Here is a 15,622-nt window from a genome sequence, read left to right as displayed (position 1 = left end):
GCGAGGCGCACCGGAGGGCACTAGCTCAACTGGCAGAGCATCGGTCTCCAAAACCGAAGGTTGGGGGTTCAAGTCCCTCGTGCCCTGCAGGGAAGACGCAGGCCGGCCGCGACCGCGGCCCACCCGAGACAGACGACCAGACGTGAGGTGGACAGCGTGGCGGACAGCGGCGCCGTGCGGGGTTCGCAGGAGAAGGACGACCGCACGGGTCCGGTGACCTTCTACAAGCAGGTCGTCGCCGAGCTGCGCAAGGTCGTCTACCCGACCCGCGAGCAGCTCGTCACCTACTTCATCGTGGTGATGGTCTTCGTGGTCGTGATGATGGCGATCGTCGCCGGACTCGACCTCGGTTTCGGCCAGCTGGTCTTCGAGATCTTCACCGCGGGGCAGTGACCCGAGCATCGACCGGGTGGTGACCGGGTCGGCGCCCGCCAGGACCGGCGGCGCCGCGACCGGCACGACCACAGACAGGACACCGAAGTGACGGAGCAGCACGTGCCGGAGCAGACCGACCACACCGACGAGCCCGAGGCGACCCTCGAGGACGCCGTCGCGACCGCCGACGCCGTCGAGGCCGCGGGCGACGACGTCGACGAGCAGGCCGAGCCGTTCGCCGGTGCCGCCGACGACCTCGACGGCACCGACGAGGCGCTCGGCACCGACGGCACCGACGCCGAGCTCGACGACGCCGCTGGCGAGACCGTCGAGGACGCCGTCGACGCGGCCGAGGCCGACGACGACGACCCGCTCGAGGCCTTCCGGCGCGAGCTGTGGGCCAAGCCCGGCGACTGGTACGTCGTGCACACCTACGCCGGCATGGAGAAGCGGGTCAAGGCCAACCTCGAGAACCGCATCGTGTCGCTCAACATGGAGGACTACATCTACGAGGTGGTCGTCCCCACCGAGGACGTCGCGGAGATCAAGAACGGTCAGCGCAAGACCGTCAACCGCACCCGCTTCCCCGCCTACGTGCTGGTCCGCATGGACCTCACCGACGAGTCGTGGGCCGCGGTCCGCAACACCCCGTCGGTCACCTCGTTCGTCGGCCACAGCCACCAGCCGGTCCCGCTGACCCTCAGCGAGGTCGAGAACTGGCTGGCCCCGGTCGTCGTGGCGGCGGCCGAGAAGGAGGCGGTCGCCGCGGGCGACGGCTCCGGCGGCGGTGCGACGACGGCCCGCAAGCCCGTCGAGGTCGCCGACTTCGACGTCTCCGACTCCGTCATGGTCATCGACGGTCCGTTCGCCACGCTGCACGCGACCATCACCGAGATCAACGCCGAGTCCCAGAGGGTCAAGGCCCTCGTCGAGATCTTCGGCCGGGAGACCCCGGTCGAGCTGAGCTTCAACCAGATCCAGCGGGTCTGAGGCTCACCAGCAGCACCCGGTGGCAGAGGGCACTCGCCCTCGTCATGACCACGAGAGAACAGGAACCAGGCAATGCCTCCCAAGAAGAAGATCGCAGCGCTCGTTAAGGTGCAGCTGCAGGCCGGTGCCGCGACGCCGGCGCCGCCCGTCGGCACCGCGCTCGGTCCGCACGGCGTCAACATCATGGACTTCTGCAAGGCCTACAACGCGCAGACCGAGTCCATGCGCGGCAACGTGATCCCCGTCGAGATCACCATCTACGAGGACCGCTCCTTCACCTTCGTCACCAAGACGCCGCCCGCGGCCGAGCTGATCAAGAAGGCCGCCGGCCTGCAGAAGGGCTCCGGCGTCCCGCACAAGGAGAAGGTCGGCAAGCTGACGAAGGACCAGGTCCGCGAGATCGCGACGACCAAGCTCCCCGACCTCAACGCCAACGACGTCGAGGCCGCGATGAAGATCGTCGAGGGCACCGCCCGCTCCATGGGCGTCACCGTCGACTGACGCCACCCGGCGCAGGAGACCGAGCCCTCACACCCCTGTGGCAGAGCCGCGCTGGCTCACCTGACCACACCTGGAAGAGAAGAGACCCAGACATGCAGCGCAGCAAGAACTACCGCGCAGCGGCCGCAACGTTCGACAAGGACGAGCTCCACGCCCCGCTGTCCGCGATCAAGATCGCCAAGGCCGGCAGCAAGACCAAGTTCGACGAGACCGTCGACGTCGTCATGCGCCTCGGCGTCGACCCCCGCAAGGCCGACCAGATGGTCCGCGGCACGGTCAACCTGCCCCACGGCACCGGCAAGACCGCCAAGGTCCTCGTCTTCGCCGTCGGCGACAAGGCCCAGGCCGCGCTCGACGCCGGTGCCGACGAGGTCGGTGGCGACGAGCTGATCGAGAAGGTCGCCGGCGGCTACCTCGACTTCGACGCCGTGGTCGCCACGCCCGACCTCATGGGCAAGGTCGGCCGCCTCGGCCGCGTGCTCGGCCCCCGCGGCCTCATGCCGAACCCCAAGACCGGCACGGTCACCCCCGACCCGGCCAAGGCCGTGACGGACATCAAGGGCGGCAAGATCGAGTTCCGCGTCGACCGCCACGCCAACCTGCACTTCATCATCGGCAAGGCGTCCTTCGGCGAGACCCAGCTGGCGGAGAACTACGCCGCCGCGCTCGAGGAGGTGCTGCGGCTCAAGCCCGCCAGCTCCAAGGGCCGCTACATCAAGAAGGTGACGGTCTCCACGACCATGGGCCCCGGCGTCCAGGTCGACCCCAACCGCACCAAGAACGTCGCGGTCGAGGACGAGGCCTGAGCCTCCCCCCGCCCGTGGGCACGTCTGCCGTCGAGGGCCCGGTCGCTGCTGCGGCCGGGCCCTCGACCGCGTCCACGACACCGCGCCGGTGGGCGCTGCTCGTGCGCCCCTCGGCCAACCGGGTCTACGACGCGGACGCGCCCGGCCTCCTCGCCGCCGAGCTGGGCGTGCTCGACCGGTGCGTGCTCGGCGGGGTGCTCGCGGACCTCGCCGTGCGCGAGGTCGGAGGTATCCCCTACCTCACCTGGTCGGCGCCCGCGCCCGACGTCCGGCTGCTCGCGCACCTGGCACAGCTCTCCGCGGCGTACGCCCTCTTCGAGGTCACCGGCGGTGACGACGCGCCGCTGCTGGCCCCGGTGGCGCTGCCGCCCGCGCACGTCCTCGACGACGACCTGGTGACCATCCCGAAGTACACCGGCAAGACCAACGAGACCTTCACGGCCCTGCTGCTCAACGTCACGCTGTGGGCCTCGGCCGCCGGTCCGCGCTCGCACCGCGGCGGGCTGCGCGTGCTCGACCCGATGAGCGGACGCGGCACCACGCTGTCGACCGCGCTGCTGCGCGGCCACCACGCCGCCGGCATCGAGGTGGACGGCAAAGACGTCGACGCGCAGGTCGCCTTCGTGAAGACCTGGCTGCGCCGCAAGCGCCTCAAGCACACCGCCGACGTGGTGCCCCTGCGCCGCGGCGGCCGCGCGGTGGGCCGGCGCCTCGACGTCGAGCTCGCCCTCGACAAGGACGCGTGGAAGGCGGGCGACCGGCTCACGCTGCGGGTCTGCCACGCCGACACGCTCCTCGCGGCCGACCTCTACGCCGACCGCTCCTTCGACGCGGTCGTCACCGACGCGCCGTACGGCGTGCAGCACGGATCGCACGCCCGCGGCGGCGCGCTGCACCGCAGCCCGCTGGAGCTGGTGCGCGAGGCGCTCCCCGGCTGGCTGCGGCTGCTGCGGCCCGGGGGAGCGGTCGGGATCGCCTGGAACACCCACGTGGCCCCGCGCGAGGAGCTCGTCGGCGTGCTGGCGGCCGCCGGGCTCGAGCCGCTCGACGACGGGCCGTGGCGCGCGCTGCGCCACCGCGTCGGCCAGGCGATCGAGCGCGACGTGGTCGTCGCCCGGCTGCCCGGCACCGCTCCCGGCCCGTCCGGTCCCGATTTGGACGCGCACCCGCCGCACCCGTAGCATCACTCCTCGTCAACCGGAGACCGCCGGTCGTCCGGGCCCCACCGCGAGGTGGACCCGGCCGAAGGTTCCACCCACGTGGACGGCCAGCGCAGGTGTCAGAGCCCGACCGCCCCGCGGTCACCACGCCCTGTGCCTGCGCACAGGGCGTTCGTCGTTCCTGGGCCGCCCGAGGGTCTCCACCACCGCAGGACGGAAGGAGACCACATGGCGCGGCCGGAGAAGACCGCCGCCGTCGAGGAGATCGTTGAGTCCTTCAACGCCTCGGCCGGCGCCGTGCTGACCGACTACCGCGGTCTCACCGTGAAGGAGCTGCAGGACCTGCGCCGCTCCCTCGGCGAGAACGCCCACTACGCCGTGGTCAAGAACACGCTGGCCAAGATCGCCGCCTCCAAGGTCGGCATCGAGGGCTTCGACGAGCTCCTCGCGGGCCCGACCGCCATCGCCTTCATCAACGGCGACGTGGTCGAGGCCGCGAAGGGGCTGCGTGACTTCGCCAAGGCCCACCCCGCCCTGATCGTCAAGGGCGGCTACCTCGACGGCAACAACCTCGACGCCTCGGAGATCGCCAAGCTGGCGGACCTCGAGTCGCGCGAGGTGCTCCTGGGCAAGCTGGCGGGCGCGATGCTCGCCTCGCTCTCCCAGGCCGTCTACCTGCTCAACGCGCCGATCGCCCAGGCCGCCCGTCTCGCGGGTGCGCTGCAGGCCAAGGCCGAGCAGGACCCCTCGATCCTCGCAGGTGGTGCTGGCACGCCGGCTCCCGCCGAGGCCGCAGCCGAGGACACCTCGGCCGACGCCGACGCGACTGCCGAGGACGCCCCGGCTGCCGACGAGGCCGCCGAGTCCACCGAGGCCTGAGGCCCCGGTCCACCACCACCTGTCACCCCCCGGACCTGCCGCACGGCGGGCCCACCGAACGAAAGGTTTGCCACCATGGCGAAGCTCAGCACCGACGAGCTCCTTGACGCCTTCAAGGAGATGACCCTGATCGAGCTCTCCGAGTTCGTGAAGCAGTTCGAGGACACCTTCGGCGTGACCGCCGCCGCCCCCGTCGCCGTGGCCGCCGCCCCGGCCGCCGGCGGTGCCGGTGGTGGCGAGGCCGCCGCCGAGCAGGACGAGTTCGACGTCGTCCTCGAGTCGGCCGGCGACAAGAAGATCAACGTCATCAAGGAGGTGCGCGCCCTGACCTCCCTCGGCCTGAAGGAGGCCAAGGAGCTCGTCGAGGGTGCCCCCAAGGTCGTCCTGGAGAAGGCGACCAAGGAGGCCGCGGAGAAGGCCAAGGAGTCCCTCGAGGGCGCCGGCGCCACCGTCACCCTCAAGTGACCTCCCGCGCGGCCTGACGGCTCGCGCACCGCAGCACCCGTCGCGAGGGCGGGCACCCCACCGGGGTGCCCGCCCTCTCGCATGCTGTCGACCAGGCCCCGCGCGGGTGTGACGTGGGTTATGGTCTGGACCGGCTCGTACCGACGAGTAGCACAGGTGTGCGCCGGAGCGGCGCAGGCGGTGCAACGAATCGGTCACGCCGCCACCGGATGTGGGGAGATCCGGTGACGGGCACCACGTCGGGGCCGTAACTTTGCGGCGTACGACACGTTGTCCCCGTCGGAGCACGGGGTCGGCCAGGTGGCCGCAGCACGAGGCACGAGGCCGCCGGCCGACGAGAGGGAGGCAGCGCCATGGGCGTGGAGATCAAGATCGAGGGTCTGACGAAGTCCTTCGGCAAGCAGCTCATCTGGGGCGACGTGTCGCTGACCGTCCCCGCGGGCGAGATCTGCGTGATGCTCGGGCCGTCGGGCACCGGCAAGTCGGTGCTGCTGAAGACGCTCATCGGCCTGCTCAAGCCCGACCGGGGCTCGGTGATCATCGAGGGCACCGACATCGCGTCGTGCTCTGAGAAGGACCTCTACGAGATCCGCAAGCTCTTCGGCGTGCTGTTCCAGGACGGCGCGATGTTCGGCTCGATGAACCTCTACGACAACGTCGCCTTCCCGCTGCGCGAGCACACGAAGAAGTCGGAGTCCGAGGTCCGCGACATCGTCATGGAGAAGATGGACCTCGTCGGCCTCATCGGCGCCGAGGACAAGCTCCCCGGCGAGATCTCCGGCGGCATGCGCAAGCGCGCGGGCCTGGCCCGCGCGCTGGTGCTCGACCCCGAGATCGTGCTGTTCGACGAGCCCGACTCCGGTCTCGACCCGGTGCGCACCGCGTTCCTCAACCAGCTGATCGTCGACCTCAACGCGCAGATCGACGCCACCTTCCTGATCGTCACCCACGACATCAACACCGCGCGCACGGTGCCGGACAACATCGGGCTGCTCTACCACCGGCACCTGGCGATGTTCGGGCCCCGCGAGATGCTGCTGAGCTCGGAGGAGCCGGTGGTGCGCCAGTTCCTCAACGCCCAGCGCGTCGGCCCGATCGGCATGTCGGAGGAGAAGGACGCCGACGAGCTCGCCGCCGAGTCGGGTCAGGAGCTGCCGCCGCTGCCGCCGATCCCGATGCAGCTCGAGCCCTCCAACGGCATCCCGCGCCGCTCGCAGCGCGAGCCGGGCGCCTGGTGCCGCGAGAACGGCGTCACCCCGCCGCCGGGCTCCTTCGAGTCCGTCAACGCCGGCGTGGCCCCGGGGGTCTGAGACACCAGTGGCCACGATCACCTCGTCCCGGGCGCTCAAGCCCCTCGGGACCACGGGCAAGCTGTTCGCGTTCGGCCTCGACGTCGGCCGTGCGCTGTTCCGCCGCCCCTTCCAGCTGCGGGAGTTCCTGCAGCAGGCCTGGTTCATCGCCTCGGTGACCATCGTGCCGACCGCGCTCGTCGCCATCCCCTTCGGCGCGGTCATCGCGCTGCAGGTCGGCGGCCTGATCAAGCAGTTCGGCGCCCAGTCGTTCACCGGCTCGGCCTCGGTGCTCGCGGTCGTCCAGCAGGCCGGCCCGATCGCGACCGCGCTGCTGATCGCGGGCGCGGGCGGCTCGGCCATCGCCGCCGACCTCGGCGCGCGCAAGATCCGTGAAGAGCTCGACGCCATGATGGTGCTGGGCATCGACCCGATCCAGCGCCTGGTCGTGCCCCGCGTGCTCGCCTGCATGCTGGTGGCGTTCTTCCTCAACGGCCTGGTCACCGTCGTCGGCGTGGCCGGCGGCTACGTCTTCAACGTCGTGCTGCAGGACGGCACCCCGGGCGCCTACCTCGCCAGCTTCACCGCGCTGGCCCAGCTGCCCGACCTGTGGATCGGCCTGGTCAAGGCCCTCGTCTTCGGCTTCATCGCCGCGATCGTCGCCTGCTACATGGGGATGAACGCCGGCGGCGGCCCGAAGGGCGTGGGCGACGCGGTGAACCAGTCGGTGGTCATCACCTTCCTGCTGCTCTTCGTCGTCAACTTCGTCCTGAGCACGATCTACCTCCAGATCGTCCCCCCGAAGACAGGCTGATCCGATGGCCTCCCTGCGCTCCACCGCCGCCCGCCCCCTGGAGTCCCTCGGGACCCTGGGTGGCCAGCTCTCCTTCTACATCGGCGTGCTCCGCGCCGTCCCGCGCTCGGTCACCCGCTACCCCAAGGAGATCCTGCGCATCCTGGCCGAGGTCGCCCTCGGCTCCGGTGCGCTCGCGGTCATCGGCGGCACCGTCGGCGTCATCATCGGCATGACCTTCTTCACCGGTGCCCAGGTCGGACTGTCCGGCTACGCCGCGCTCGACCAGATCGGCACGGCGCCCTTCGCCGGCTTCGTCTCGGCCTACTTCAACACCCGCGAGATCGCCCCCCTCGTGGCGGGCATCGCCTTGGCCGCGACGGTCGGCTGCGGCTTCACCGCCCAGCTCGGCGCGATGCGCATCTCCGAGGAGGTCGACGCCCTCGAGGTGATGGCGATCCCCTCGATGCCGTTCCTGGTCGCCACCCGCGTGGTCGGCGGCCTGATCGCGATCATCCCGCTCTACGTCGTGGGGCTGCTGTCGTCCTACTTCGCCAGCCGGCTGATCGTCACGCAGTTCTACGGCCAGAGCGCGGGCACCTACGACTACTACTTCAACCGGTTCCTGCCACCGGAGGACGTCCTGTGGTCCTTCGGCAAGGTCCTGGTCTTCGCGGTGACGGTCATCCTGATCCACTGCTACCACGGCTACAACGCCTCCGGAGGCCCCGCCGGCGTGGGTGTGGCCGTGGGTCGGGCGGTGCGCACCAGCATCGTCGCGATCAACGTCGTCGACCTGCTGCTGTCGATGGCCATCTGGGGCGCCAACACGACCGTTCGACTGGCCGGGTGAGGCTGCGATGAAGTTCCGGGTGCTGGGCACCGTGTTCGTGGCGATGCTGGTGGCGTCGGTCTACTTGACCTACGCCGTCTTCACCAAGCAGTTCACCGACTACGACGAGGTGACCCTCCAGACCTCCAAGATCGGCCTGCAGCTGCCCGAGCGCGCCGACGTGAAGATCCGCGGCGTCATCGTGGGCGAGGTCATCGAGCGCCGGGCGCTCGACGACGAGGGCAACGCCGAGCTCACGCTCGGCCTCTTCCCCGAGCGGCGCGAGATCATCCCCGCCGACGTCACCGCTCGGATCCTGCCCAAGACGCTGTTCGGCGAGAAGTTCGTGTCGCTGCAGGTGCCCGAGGACGCCAGCAGCAGCCCGATCGAGCCCGGCGACCGCATCACCCAGACCGAGGTCTCCATCGAGGTCGAGAAGGTGCTCGCCGACCTCTACCCCCTGCTGCAGACGGTCCAGCCGATCCAGCTCAACAACACCCTCAACGCGGTCTCGACCGCGCTGGAGGGTCGCGGCGAGCTGCTCGGCGAGAACCTCGAGACCCTCGACGGCTACCTGCGCAAGGTCAACCCGCAGATCCCGCTCTTCGTCGACGACCTGGCGCTCACCGCGCGCACCTCCGACGTCTACCGCGACATCCTCCCCGAGGTGGCGCAGATCCTGCGTGACCAGATCGTCACGACCGGCACGCTCGAGGGCCGCGAGGCCAAGCTGCGCGCGCTGTTCACCGACGTGTCCGCCTTCTCCGACTTCACCCGCGGCTTCCTCACCCGCAACGAGTCCCGGCTGGTGCGCGTCGGCGAGGTGAGCGTGCCCCAGCTGCGCACGCTCGCGCGCTACGCCCCGGAGTTCCCGTGCCTGGCGACCGGCATCGTGGGGGCGGGTGCCCGGCAGGCGCAGGCCTTCCGCGGCTACACCCTGCACATCAACCTCGAGCTGATCCCGAACCAGCCGCGGCGCTACTTCGAGCGCGACAAGCCGCGCTACGGCGAGGACCGCGGGCCCTACTGCGGCACGCTGCCCAACCCGCCGTTCAACCAGCAGAACCCCTTCGACCAGCCGGCCTTCGACGACGGCGTCGACGAGCCGACCGGCAAGGGCACGACTCGCGTCGCCCCCGGCTTCGCGGCCGACGGGACGCCTGTCGTCGACCCCGGCCAGTACGTCGGCAGCCTCGCCGAGGCCGGCCTGCTGAAGACGCTGCTCGCGCCCGTCCTGGGCGTGGGCGAGGACGAGGTGCCCGACCTCGGCGTGCTCCTCGTCGGACCCATGGCCCGAGGTGCGGAGGTGTCGGTGCGATGAAGCTGCTGGACCAGAAGACCGCTGCCGACGCCACGCGGCTGCTCGTCTTCATCGTCACGACCACGCTGGCGACCTCGCTGCTGGTCATCCTCATCGGCAACATCACCTTCGGCGAGTCCCGTCCCTTCCGCGCCGTCTTCACCGACGTGACCGGCGTCGTGGAGGGCGACGACGTGCGCGTCGCGGGCGTCAAGGTGGGCACGGTCGAGGAGATCGAGCTGCGCGGCGACCGCGCGGTGCTCACCTTCAGCGTCGCGGAGGGGACGCCGGTCACCGGCGCGACCAACGCGACGGTGCGCTACCGCAACCTCGTGGGCCAGCGCTACATCTCGCTGACCGACGGCATCGGCGACGCCGCCGAGCTCGAGGCCGGCGCGACCATCCCGGTCGAGCGCACGGCCCCGGCGCTGGACCTGACGGTGCTCTTCAACGGCTTCAAGCCGCTCTTCCAGGCGCTGTCGCCGGCCGACGTCAACCGGTTGTCCTACGAGATCGTCCAGGTCTTCCAGGGCGAGGGCGGCACGGTCGAGAGCCTGCTGGCCAACACCGCCTCGCTCACCGACACGCTCGCCGACCGCGACGAGGTCATCAGCAGCCTCATCACCAACCTCGACGACGTGCTGACGCGCATCAGCGACCGCGACGACGAGCTGTCGCGGCTGATCATCAACTTCCGTCAGCTCGTCGGGGGCCTGAAGGACGACCGCGAGGCGATCCTGGGCTCGCTCGACCAGATCAGCGCGCTCTCGGTCGAGACCGCCGACCTGGTGGACGGCATCCGCGAGCCCTTCGTCGAGGACGTCCGTGAGCTGCGCCGCTTCGCCGGCAACCTCAACGAGCCGGCCAACAAGGCCGAGCTCGACCGGGCCATGCAGGTGCTGCCGATCAAGCTCGAGAAGATCGGGCGCACGGCGATCTACGGCTCCTACTTCAACTTCTTCCTGTGCCAGTTCCGCGCCGACGTGTCGCTCGCCGGTCAGGACCTCGGCACGATCCGCTACCCCGTCCCCGGCACCCGCGCCCCCGAGAGGTGTGACCTCGGATGAGACCGTTCCGTGAGCGCAACCCGGTCATCATCGGGCTCGTCAGCATCGTCGTGCTGGTCGGCCTGCTGGCCGCGGCGTTCCGCGCCGACGACCTGCCGCTGATCGGCGGCGGCGACACCTACTACGCCGCCTTCTCCGAGGCGGGCGGCCTCAAGGTCAACGACGAGGTGCGCCTCGCCGGCGTGCGCGTCGGCACGGTGCAGGGCATCGAGCTCGAGGAGGGCGAGGTCAAGGTCGAGTTCCGCGTCGAGGAGCCGGCCGACCTCGGCACCGAGACGGGGGCGGCCATCAAGGTCAAGACGCTGCTCGGCGACATGTTCCTCGCCGTCGAGCCCCGCGGGGAGGGCCGGCTCGAGGAGGGCACGGAGATCCCCGTCGAGCGCACCAGTTCGCCCTACGACGTGGTGCAGGCCTTCGAGGGCCTCGCCGACACCGCGGGCCGCATCGACACCGACCAGCTCGCGGCGTCGCTGACCACACTCGCCGACCTGGGGCGCAACAGCCCCGAGGAGTTCCGCGGCGCGCTCAGCGGGCTGTCGCGGCTCTCGCAGAACCTTGCCGCCAAGGACGACCAGATCGGGTCGCTGCTGGAGAGCCTCACCGACGTCTCCCGCGTGCTCGACGAGCGCGACCAGGACATCATCGGGCTGATGGAGGACGCCGACGTCCTCTTCCGCGCGCTGGTCGAGCGTCGCGAGGTGGTGCGCCGCCTGCTGGTCTCGACGACGCGGATGTCGACCGAGCTCACTGCGCTGGTCCGCCAGAGCCGCGCCGACCTCAAGCCGGCGCTGCAGGAGCTCGAGGGCGTCGTGCAGCTGCTGCTGAAGAACGAGGACAACCTCGACGACAGCCTGCGGCTGATGGCGCCCTTCTACCGGGTGTTCGCCAACACGCTCGGCACCGGGCCGTGGTTCGACACCTTCATCCAGAACTTCCCCGCATCCGTCCCGCAGGCTGGTGGCTGACATGGCGACTCCTTCCTCCGTCGTGGGCTCGCTGCCGCGCCTGCTGGTGCCGCTGGTGGTGCTCGCGCTCGTCGTGGCCGCCGGGCTGACGCTGATCGGCGGCGACGACCGCAAGACGGTCACCGCGCTCTTCCCGCGCGCCATCTCGGTCTACGAGGGCTCCGACGTGCGCGTCCTCGGCGTCCCGGTCGGCGAGGTCGTCCGGGTGACGCCCGCCGGCACCGAGGTCGAGGTCGAGATGGTCTACGACGCCGACGTCGAGGTGCCCGCCGACGCCCAGGCGCTGATCGTGGCGCCGAGCATCGTCGGCGACCGCTACGTCCAGCTGGCCCCCGCCTACGACGGGGGAGCGGTCCTCGCGGACGACGCCGAGATCGGCGTGGAGCAGACGGGCGTGCCGGTCGAGCTCGACCAGATCTACGCCAGCCTCGACGACCTCAACGTCGCGCTCGGTCCCGACGGGGCCAACAAAGAGGGGGCGCTGTCCGACCTCCTCGTGCAGACCGCGGAGCAGTTCGCCGGTCAGGGTGAGGCCTTCAACCAGACCATCAACGACTTCTCCGACCTCTCGGCGACACTCGAGGACAACAAGGAGGAGCTCTTCGGCGCCACGCGCCAGCTCGGCCAGTTCGTCGAGACCCTCGCCGAGAACGACACCACCGTCCGCGAGTTCAACCAGTCGCTGGCGCAGGTCTCCACCCTCCTGGCCGACGAGCGGCAGGAGCTCGCCGCCTCGTTGAGCAACCTCGGCACCGCCCTCGCGGAGGTCAAGCGCTTCGTCGCCGACAACCGGGCCGTGCTCGGGCGCGACATCAAGGGCCTGCGACGGGTCACCCAGATCCTGGTGCGCCAGCGCGACGCGGTCGACGAGATCCTCAAGGTGGCGCCCACGGCGCTCAACAACCTCGGCCTCACCTACAACCCGCAGGCCGGCACGCTCGACACCCGCTCGAACGCCGGGTTCCTGTTCCAGCAGCTGCAGCAGGACCCCACGCTCTACCTCTGCACGCAGCTCGGGCAGGTGCAGGGCGCCGAGGGCGTGTGCGACGCGCTGCGGGGAGCGCTGGGCCGCAACCGCTCGGCGGCCTTCGGTCAGGGAGGCGCGACCGCGCCCGCCCAGGACCGCTTCGACCTGTCCCTGCTCGGCCTGGTGGAGGCCTCGTCGTGAACCGCCTGAAGGCAGTCCTGCTCACGCTGGTCGGCGCGCTCGCGCTGAGCGCGTGCGAGTTCTCCGTCTACGACCTGCCGCTGCCCGGTGGGGCCGACGTCGGCGACGAGCCCATCGAGGTGACGGTGCAGTTCACCGACGTCCTCGACCTGGTGCCCCAGTCGACGGTCAAGGTCAACGACGTCAGCGTCGGCATGGTCCGCGACGTGCGCCTCGACGGCTACACCGCAGAGGTCGTGCTCGAGGTCCGCGAGGGCACCGACCTGCCCGCCAACGCGGTCGCCAAGATCCGCCAGACCAGCCTGCTCGGCGAGAAGTTCGTCGAGCTCGCCGCCCCCGAGGCCGGCGCGAGCGCCGAGCCGCTCGAGACCGGGGCGGTCATCCCGCTCTCGCGCACGGGCCGCAACCCTGAGATCGAGGAGGTCTTCGGTGCGCTCAGCCTCGTGCTCAACGGCGGCGGCGTCGCGCAGCTGAAGACCATCAACGTCGAGCTCGCCAACGCGCTCGAGGGCCGCGAGGGCTCCGTGCGCTCGGTGCTGCGCCAGCTCGAGGGCTTCACCGGTCAGCTCGACGACCGCAAGACCGAGATCGTCGACGCGATCGAGTCGATCGACGCGCTGGCCCGCAGCATCCAGCAGGAGCAGGGCACGATCGACGCTGCCCTCGACGAGCTGCCCAGCGCGATCGCGTCGATCGACTCCCAGCGCGCCGACCTGGTGAAGATGCTCGAGTCGCTCAACCGCCTCGGCGACATCGGGGTGCGGGTCATCCAGCGCACCAAGGCCGACACCATCGCCTCGCTGCGCTCGCTCGACCCGGTGCTGACCCAGCTCGCGAATGCCGGTGACGACTTCGCCAAGGCCTTCCAGGTCTTCCTGACCTACCCCTTCGTCGACGAGGTGGTCGGCCGCGACCCGCAGGTCGCCCGCAACCTGCACATGGGCGACTACACCAACCTCGCCATCGACCTCGACCTGAAGCTCGACGACCTGCTCGCGAACCCGCCGGGCCTGCCCGACGAGTGCGTGCGCCTCGAGGAGCTGCCGGCCGAGATCCGCGAGGGCCTGCCCATCGACCTCGAGAGCCTCTGCCAGGGCGCGCTCAACGCCGTGCAGAAGTGCCTGCAGTCGCAGGACCCCGCGGCCTGCCTGGGCGCCCTCACCGGTGCCGTCACGGGCTCGCTGTGCAAGGCCTTCCCGATGCTGCCGAACTGCGGTGGTGGTGGCGGGGGTGGCGGCGGCCTGCCGCTGCCGGAGGTGCCCGGCCTGCCGGGCCTGCCGCTGCCCGGGTTGGGCGGCTCGTCGAGCTCGGGCGGCAGCGCGAGCGGTGGGGGCGGCCTGCTCGGCCTCTTCCGCTCCGCCCCGTTCGGCGCCGACGGCCAGGCCGCCCGCACGGCGGCGCCGACCGGCCTGGCGTCGTACGACCCCGACCTCGTCCGCCTCCTCGTCCCCGGGATGGTGACCCAGTGATCACCCGTCGCACGAAGGTCCAGCTGCTGGTCTTCGCGATCATCACGCTGCTCGGCGTGAGCTACGTCGGTGCGCGCTACGCCCAGCTCGACCGGCTCGTGGTCGACCGCACCTACACCGTGGTCGCCCACTTCGACGAGGCCGGCGGCATCTTCGCGGGCGCCGAGGTCACCTACCGCGGCGTGGGCGTCGGCGACGTCGAGCGGCTCGTGCTCACCGACGAGGGCGTCGACGTGCACCTGCGCATCGAGGAGGACAACGACGAGATCCCCGCCGACGCGGTCGCCCTCGTGGGCAACCGCTCGGCCGTGGGTGAGCAGTACGTCGAGCTGCAGCCGCGCTCCGACGACGGGCCCTACCTCGAGGACGATTCCGAGATCGCCGAGGACGACACCGCGGTGCCGATCTCGACGACCCAGCTGCTGACCAACCTGTCCAACACCGTCACCTCGGTCGACCAGGAGTCGCTGCGCACGACGATCCTCGAGCTCGGCACCGCCTTCGAGGGCACCGGGCAGGCGCTGCAGCAGATCATCGACACCGGCAACTCCTTCATCGAGACCGCCAACGACAACTTCGACGTCACCACGGCGCTGCTCGAGGACAGCAACGTCGTGCTCAAGGGCCAGGTCGCCTCCGCGAGCGCGCTGCGCACCTTCGCCCGCGACCTGTCGCTGTTCACCGGCACGCTGCGCGCCAGCGACCGCGACCTGCGCCGCCTCATCGACACCGGCGGCGCGTCGGTCACCGAGGTCCGCACCTTCCTGCAGCAGAACGAGGTCGACCTCGCCGGGCTGATCGACAACCTGGTCACCACGGGCGAGGTGGTCGTGCGCCGCCTCGACGGCATCCAGCAGCTGCTGGTGCTCTACCCCTACGTCGTCGAGGGCGGCTACACCGTCGTCGACAAGAACCCGCAGGGCCTCTACGACGCCCACTTCGGCCTCATCCTCACCGAGGCGCCGCTGTGCACCCAGGGCTACGAGAGCACCGACCGACGCACTCCCGACGACCGCGGCAACCGCGCGATGAACGAGCGCGCGCGCTGCACCGAGCCGGCCTCGGTCACCAACGCGCGCGGCGCGCAGAACGCCCCGCGGGCGGCGGCCTCCTACGACCCGGCCAGCGTGGTCGGCAGCTACGACCGCACCACCGGCTCCTTCACCTGGGGTGCCGAGGCGGCGCAGGACCGGTCCGCCGGTAGCCTCGCCCCCCGGAGCCTCGGGAAGGAGTCCTGGAAGTGGCTGTTCCTCCAGCCGATGACCGAGAGCGGCCGCTGACCGGCGGACCGCGGGGCGCCCGCGCGCGCCGGGTCCTCACCGGCGTCCTCGCGCTCGCCCTCCTCGCGGGCGTCGTCGCGCTCGGCGTGGTGCTCTGGGAGCGCCGTGGCCGAGCCGACGACGTGCAGGCCCAGCGCGACCGCGTGATGGCGCAGGCCGAGCAGTTCCTGCTGCGCATCGGCACCTTCGGGCCCGACCTCCTCGAGGGCGAGCAGATGCCGCAGTTCCGCGAGCAGGTCGCCGAGGTGCTCACCGACAAGGCGACCGCCGAGTTCGAGGCCCA

17 protein-coding genes and 1 tRNA gene are annotated in these 15,622 nt (G+C 70.9%); all 18 read left to right on the top strand.

Annotation, left to right across the window (positions count from 1 at the left end; all coding sequences use genetic code 11):
• The first annotated feature begins 14 nt into the window (after positions 1-14).
• A tRNA-Trp gene (locus BJ989_RS00090) sits at positions 15-87 on the top strand.
• Positions 88-156: 69 nt separating this feature from the next.
• The gene (gene secE / locus BJ989_RS00085; RefSeq protein ID WP_179516490.1) at positions 157-393 is read left to right on the top strand and encodes a preprotein translocase subunit SecE; all 237 of its coding nucleotides are present in this window, start codon (positions 157-159) and stop codon (positions 391-393) included.
• Positions 394-480: 87 nt separating this feature from the next.
• Positions 481-1,365, top strand: a complete 885-nt coding sequence (gene nusG / locus BJ989_RS00080) for a transcription termination/antitermination protein NusG (protein ID WP_179516489.1) — start codon at positions 481-483, stop codon at positions 1,363-1,365.
• Positions 1,366-1,437: 72 nt separating this feature from the next.
• The gene (gene rplK, locus BJ989_RS00075) at positions 1,438-1,866 is read left to right on the top strand and encodes a 50S ribosomal protein L11 (protein WP_179516488.1); all 429 of its coding nucleotides are present in this window, start codon (positions 1,438-1,440) and stop codon (positions 1,864-1,866) included.
• 92 nt (positions 1,867-1,958) lie between these two features.
• Complete coding sequence (gene rplA / locus BJ989_RS00070; protein ID WP_179516487.1) at positions 1,959-2,672, top strand: 50S ribosomal protein L1; 714 nt, start codon at positions 1,959-1,961, stop codon at positions 2,670-2,672.
• A 14-nt stretch (positions 2,673-2,686) separates the two neighbouring features.
• Positions 2,687-3,853 carry a TRM11 family SAM-dependent methyltransferase gene (locus BJ989_RS00065; protein WP_179516486.1) on the top strand — a complete coding sequence of 389 codons (1,167 nt, stop codon included), beginning with the start codon at positions 2,687-2,689 and terminating at the stop codon, positions 3,851-3,853.
• A gap of 207 nt (positions 3,854-4,060) precedes the next feature.
• Entirely contained in the window at positions 4,061-4,711 is a 651-nt protein-coding gene (gene rplJ / locus BJ989_RS00060; protein ID WP_179516485.1) for a 50S ribosomal protein L10, read from the top strand.
• Positions 4,712-4,786: 75 nt separating this feature from the next.
• Positions 4,787-5,176 carry a 50S ribosomal protein L7/L12 gene (gene rplL / locus BJ989_RS00055; RefSeq protein ID WP_179516484.1) on the top strand — a complete coding sequence of 130 codons (390 nt, stop codon included), beginning with the start codon at positions 4,787-4,789 and terminating at the stop codon, positions 5,174-5,176.
• Positions 5,177-5,529: 353 nt separating this feature from the next.
• A complete protein-coding gene (locus tag BJ989_RS00050; RefSeq protein WP_179516483.1) occupies positions 5,530-6,486 on the top strand; it encodes an ABC transporter ATP-binding protein in 957 nt (318 codons plus the stop codon).
• A 7-nt stretch (positions 6,487-6,493) separates the two neighbouring features.
• Positions 6,494-7,279, top strand: a complete 786-nt coding sequence (locus BJ989_RS00045; protein ID WP_179516482.1) for an ABC transporter permease — start codon at positions 6,494-6,496, stop codon at positions 7,277-7,279.
• A 4-nt stretch (positions 7,280-7,283) separates the two neighbouring features.
• Positions 7,284-8,111 carry an MlaE family ABC transporter permease gene (locus BJ989_RS00040; RefSeq protein ID WP_179516481.1) on the top strand — a complete coding sequence of 276 codons (828 nt, stop codon included), beginning with the start codon at positions 7,284-7,286 and terminating at the stop codon, positions 8,109-8,111.
• A 7-nt stretch (positions 8,112-8,118) separates the two neighbouring features.
• Positions 8,119-9,411 (top strand): MCE family protein, encoded by a 1,293-nt coding sequence (locus tag BJ989_RS00035; RefSeq protein WP_179516480.1) that lies wholly within the window; start codon positions 8,119-8,121, stop codon positions 9,409-9,411.
• Positions 9,408-10,457, top strand: coding sequence for an MCE family protein (locus BJ989_RS00030; protein WP_179516479.1), 1,050 nt, complete (start codon positions 9,408-9,410; stop codon positions 10,455-10,457). The genes BJ989_RS00035 and BJ989_RS00030 overlap by 4 nt, the downstream gene beginning before the upstream one ends.
• Positions 10,454-11,422 carry an MCE family protein gene (locus BJ989_RS00025; RefSeq protein ID WP_179516478.1) on the top strand — a complete coding sequence of 323 codons (969 nt, stop codon included), beginning with the start codon at positions 10,454-10,456 and terminating at the stop codon, positions 11,420-11,422. Before BJ989_RS00030 ends, BJ989_RS00025 begins: the two co-directional genes overlap by 4 nt.
• 1 nt (position 11,423) lies before the next feature.
• Entirely contained in the window at positions 11,424-12,590 is a 1,167-nt protein-coding gene (locus BJ989_RS00020; RefSeq protein ID WP_179516477.1) for an MCE family protein, read from the top strand.
• Entirely contained in the window at positions 12,587-14,059 is a 1,473-nt protein-coding gene (locus BJ989_RS00015) for an MCE family protein (protein WP_179516476.1), read from the top strand. The genes BJ989_RS00020 and BJ989_RS00015 overlap by 4 nt, the downstream gene beginning before the upstream one ends.
• The gene (locus BJ989_RS00010) at positions 14,056-15,339 is read left to right on the top strand and encodes an MCE family protein (protein ID WP_179516475.1); all 1,284 of its coding nucleotides are present in this window, start codon (positions 14,056-14,058) and stop codon (positions 15,337-15,339) included. The genes BJ989_RS00015 and BJ989_RS00010 overlap by 4 nt, the downstream gene beginning before the upstream one ends.
• The coding region (locus BJ989_RS00005) for a hypothetical protein (RefSeq protein WP_218848637.1) at positions 15,300-15,622 on the top strand (323 nt) is incomplete at its 3' end. The genes BJ989_RS00010 and BJ989_RS00005, both read left to right, overlap by 40 nt.

Source organism: Nocardioides perillae (assembly GCF_013409425.1).
Classification (GTDB): Bacteria; Actinomycetota; Actinomycetes; order Propionibacteriales; family Nocardioidaceae; genus Nocardioides; species Nocardioides perillae.
This window is presented reverse-complemented; position numbering and strand designations above follow the sequence as displayed.

What these genes read in the sequence shown, in the direction of transcription:
- BJ989_RS00035 (WP_179516480.1), top strand. Translation starts at nt 8,119, where the DNA reads ATGAAGTTCCGGGTGCTGGGCACCGTGTTCGTGGCGATGCTGGTGGCG.
- rplL (WP_179516484.1), top strand. Translation starts at nt 4,787, where the DNA reads ATGGCGAAGCTCAGCACCGACGAGCTCCTTGACGCCTTCAAGGAGATG.
- BJ989_RS00050 (WP_179516483.1), top strand. Translation starts at nt 5,530, where the DNA reads ATGGGCGTGGAGATCAAGATCGAGGGTCTGACGAAGTCCTTCGGCAAG.
- BJ989_RS00040 (WP_179516481.1), top strand. Translation starts at nt 7,284, where the DNA reads ATGGCCTCCCTGCGCTCCACCGCCGCCCGCCCCCTGGAGTCCCTCGGG.
- BJ989_RS00025 (WP_179516478.1), top strand. Translation starts at nt 10,454, where the DNA reads ATGAGACCGTTCCGTGAGCGCAACCCGGTCATCATCGGGCTCGTCAGC.
- BJ989_RS00030 (WP_179516479.1), top strand. Translation starts at nt 9,408, where the DNA reads ATGAAGCTGCTGGACCAGAAGACCGCTGCCGACGCCACGCGGCTGCTC.
- BJ989_RS00020 (WP_179516477.1), top strand. Translation starts at nt 11,424, where the DNA reads ATGGCGACTCCTTCCTCCGTCGTGGGCTCGCTGCCGCGCCTGCTGGTG.
- rplJ (WP_179516485.1), top strand. Translation starts at nt 4,061, where the DNA reads ATGGCGCGGCCGGAGAAGACCGCCGCCGTCGAGGAGATCGTTGAGTCC.
- rplA (WP_179516487.1), top strand. Translation starts at nt 1,959, where the DNA reads ATGCAGCGCAGCAAGAACTACCGCGCAGCGGCCGCAACGTTCGACAAG.
- rplK (WP_179516488.1), top strand. Translation starts at nt 1,438, where the DNA reads ATGCCTCCCAAGAAGAAGATCGCAGCGCTCGTTAAGGTGCAGCTGCAG.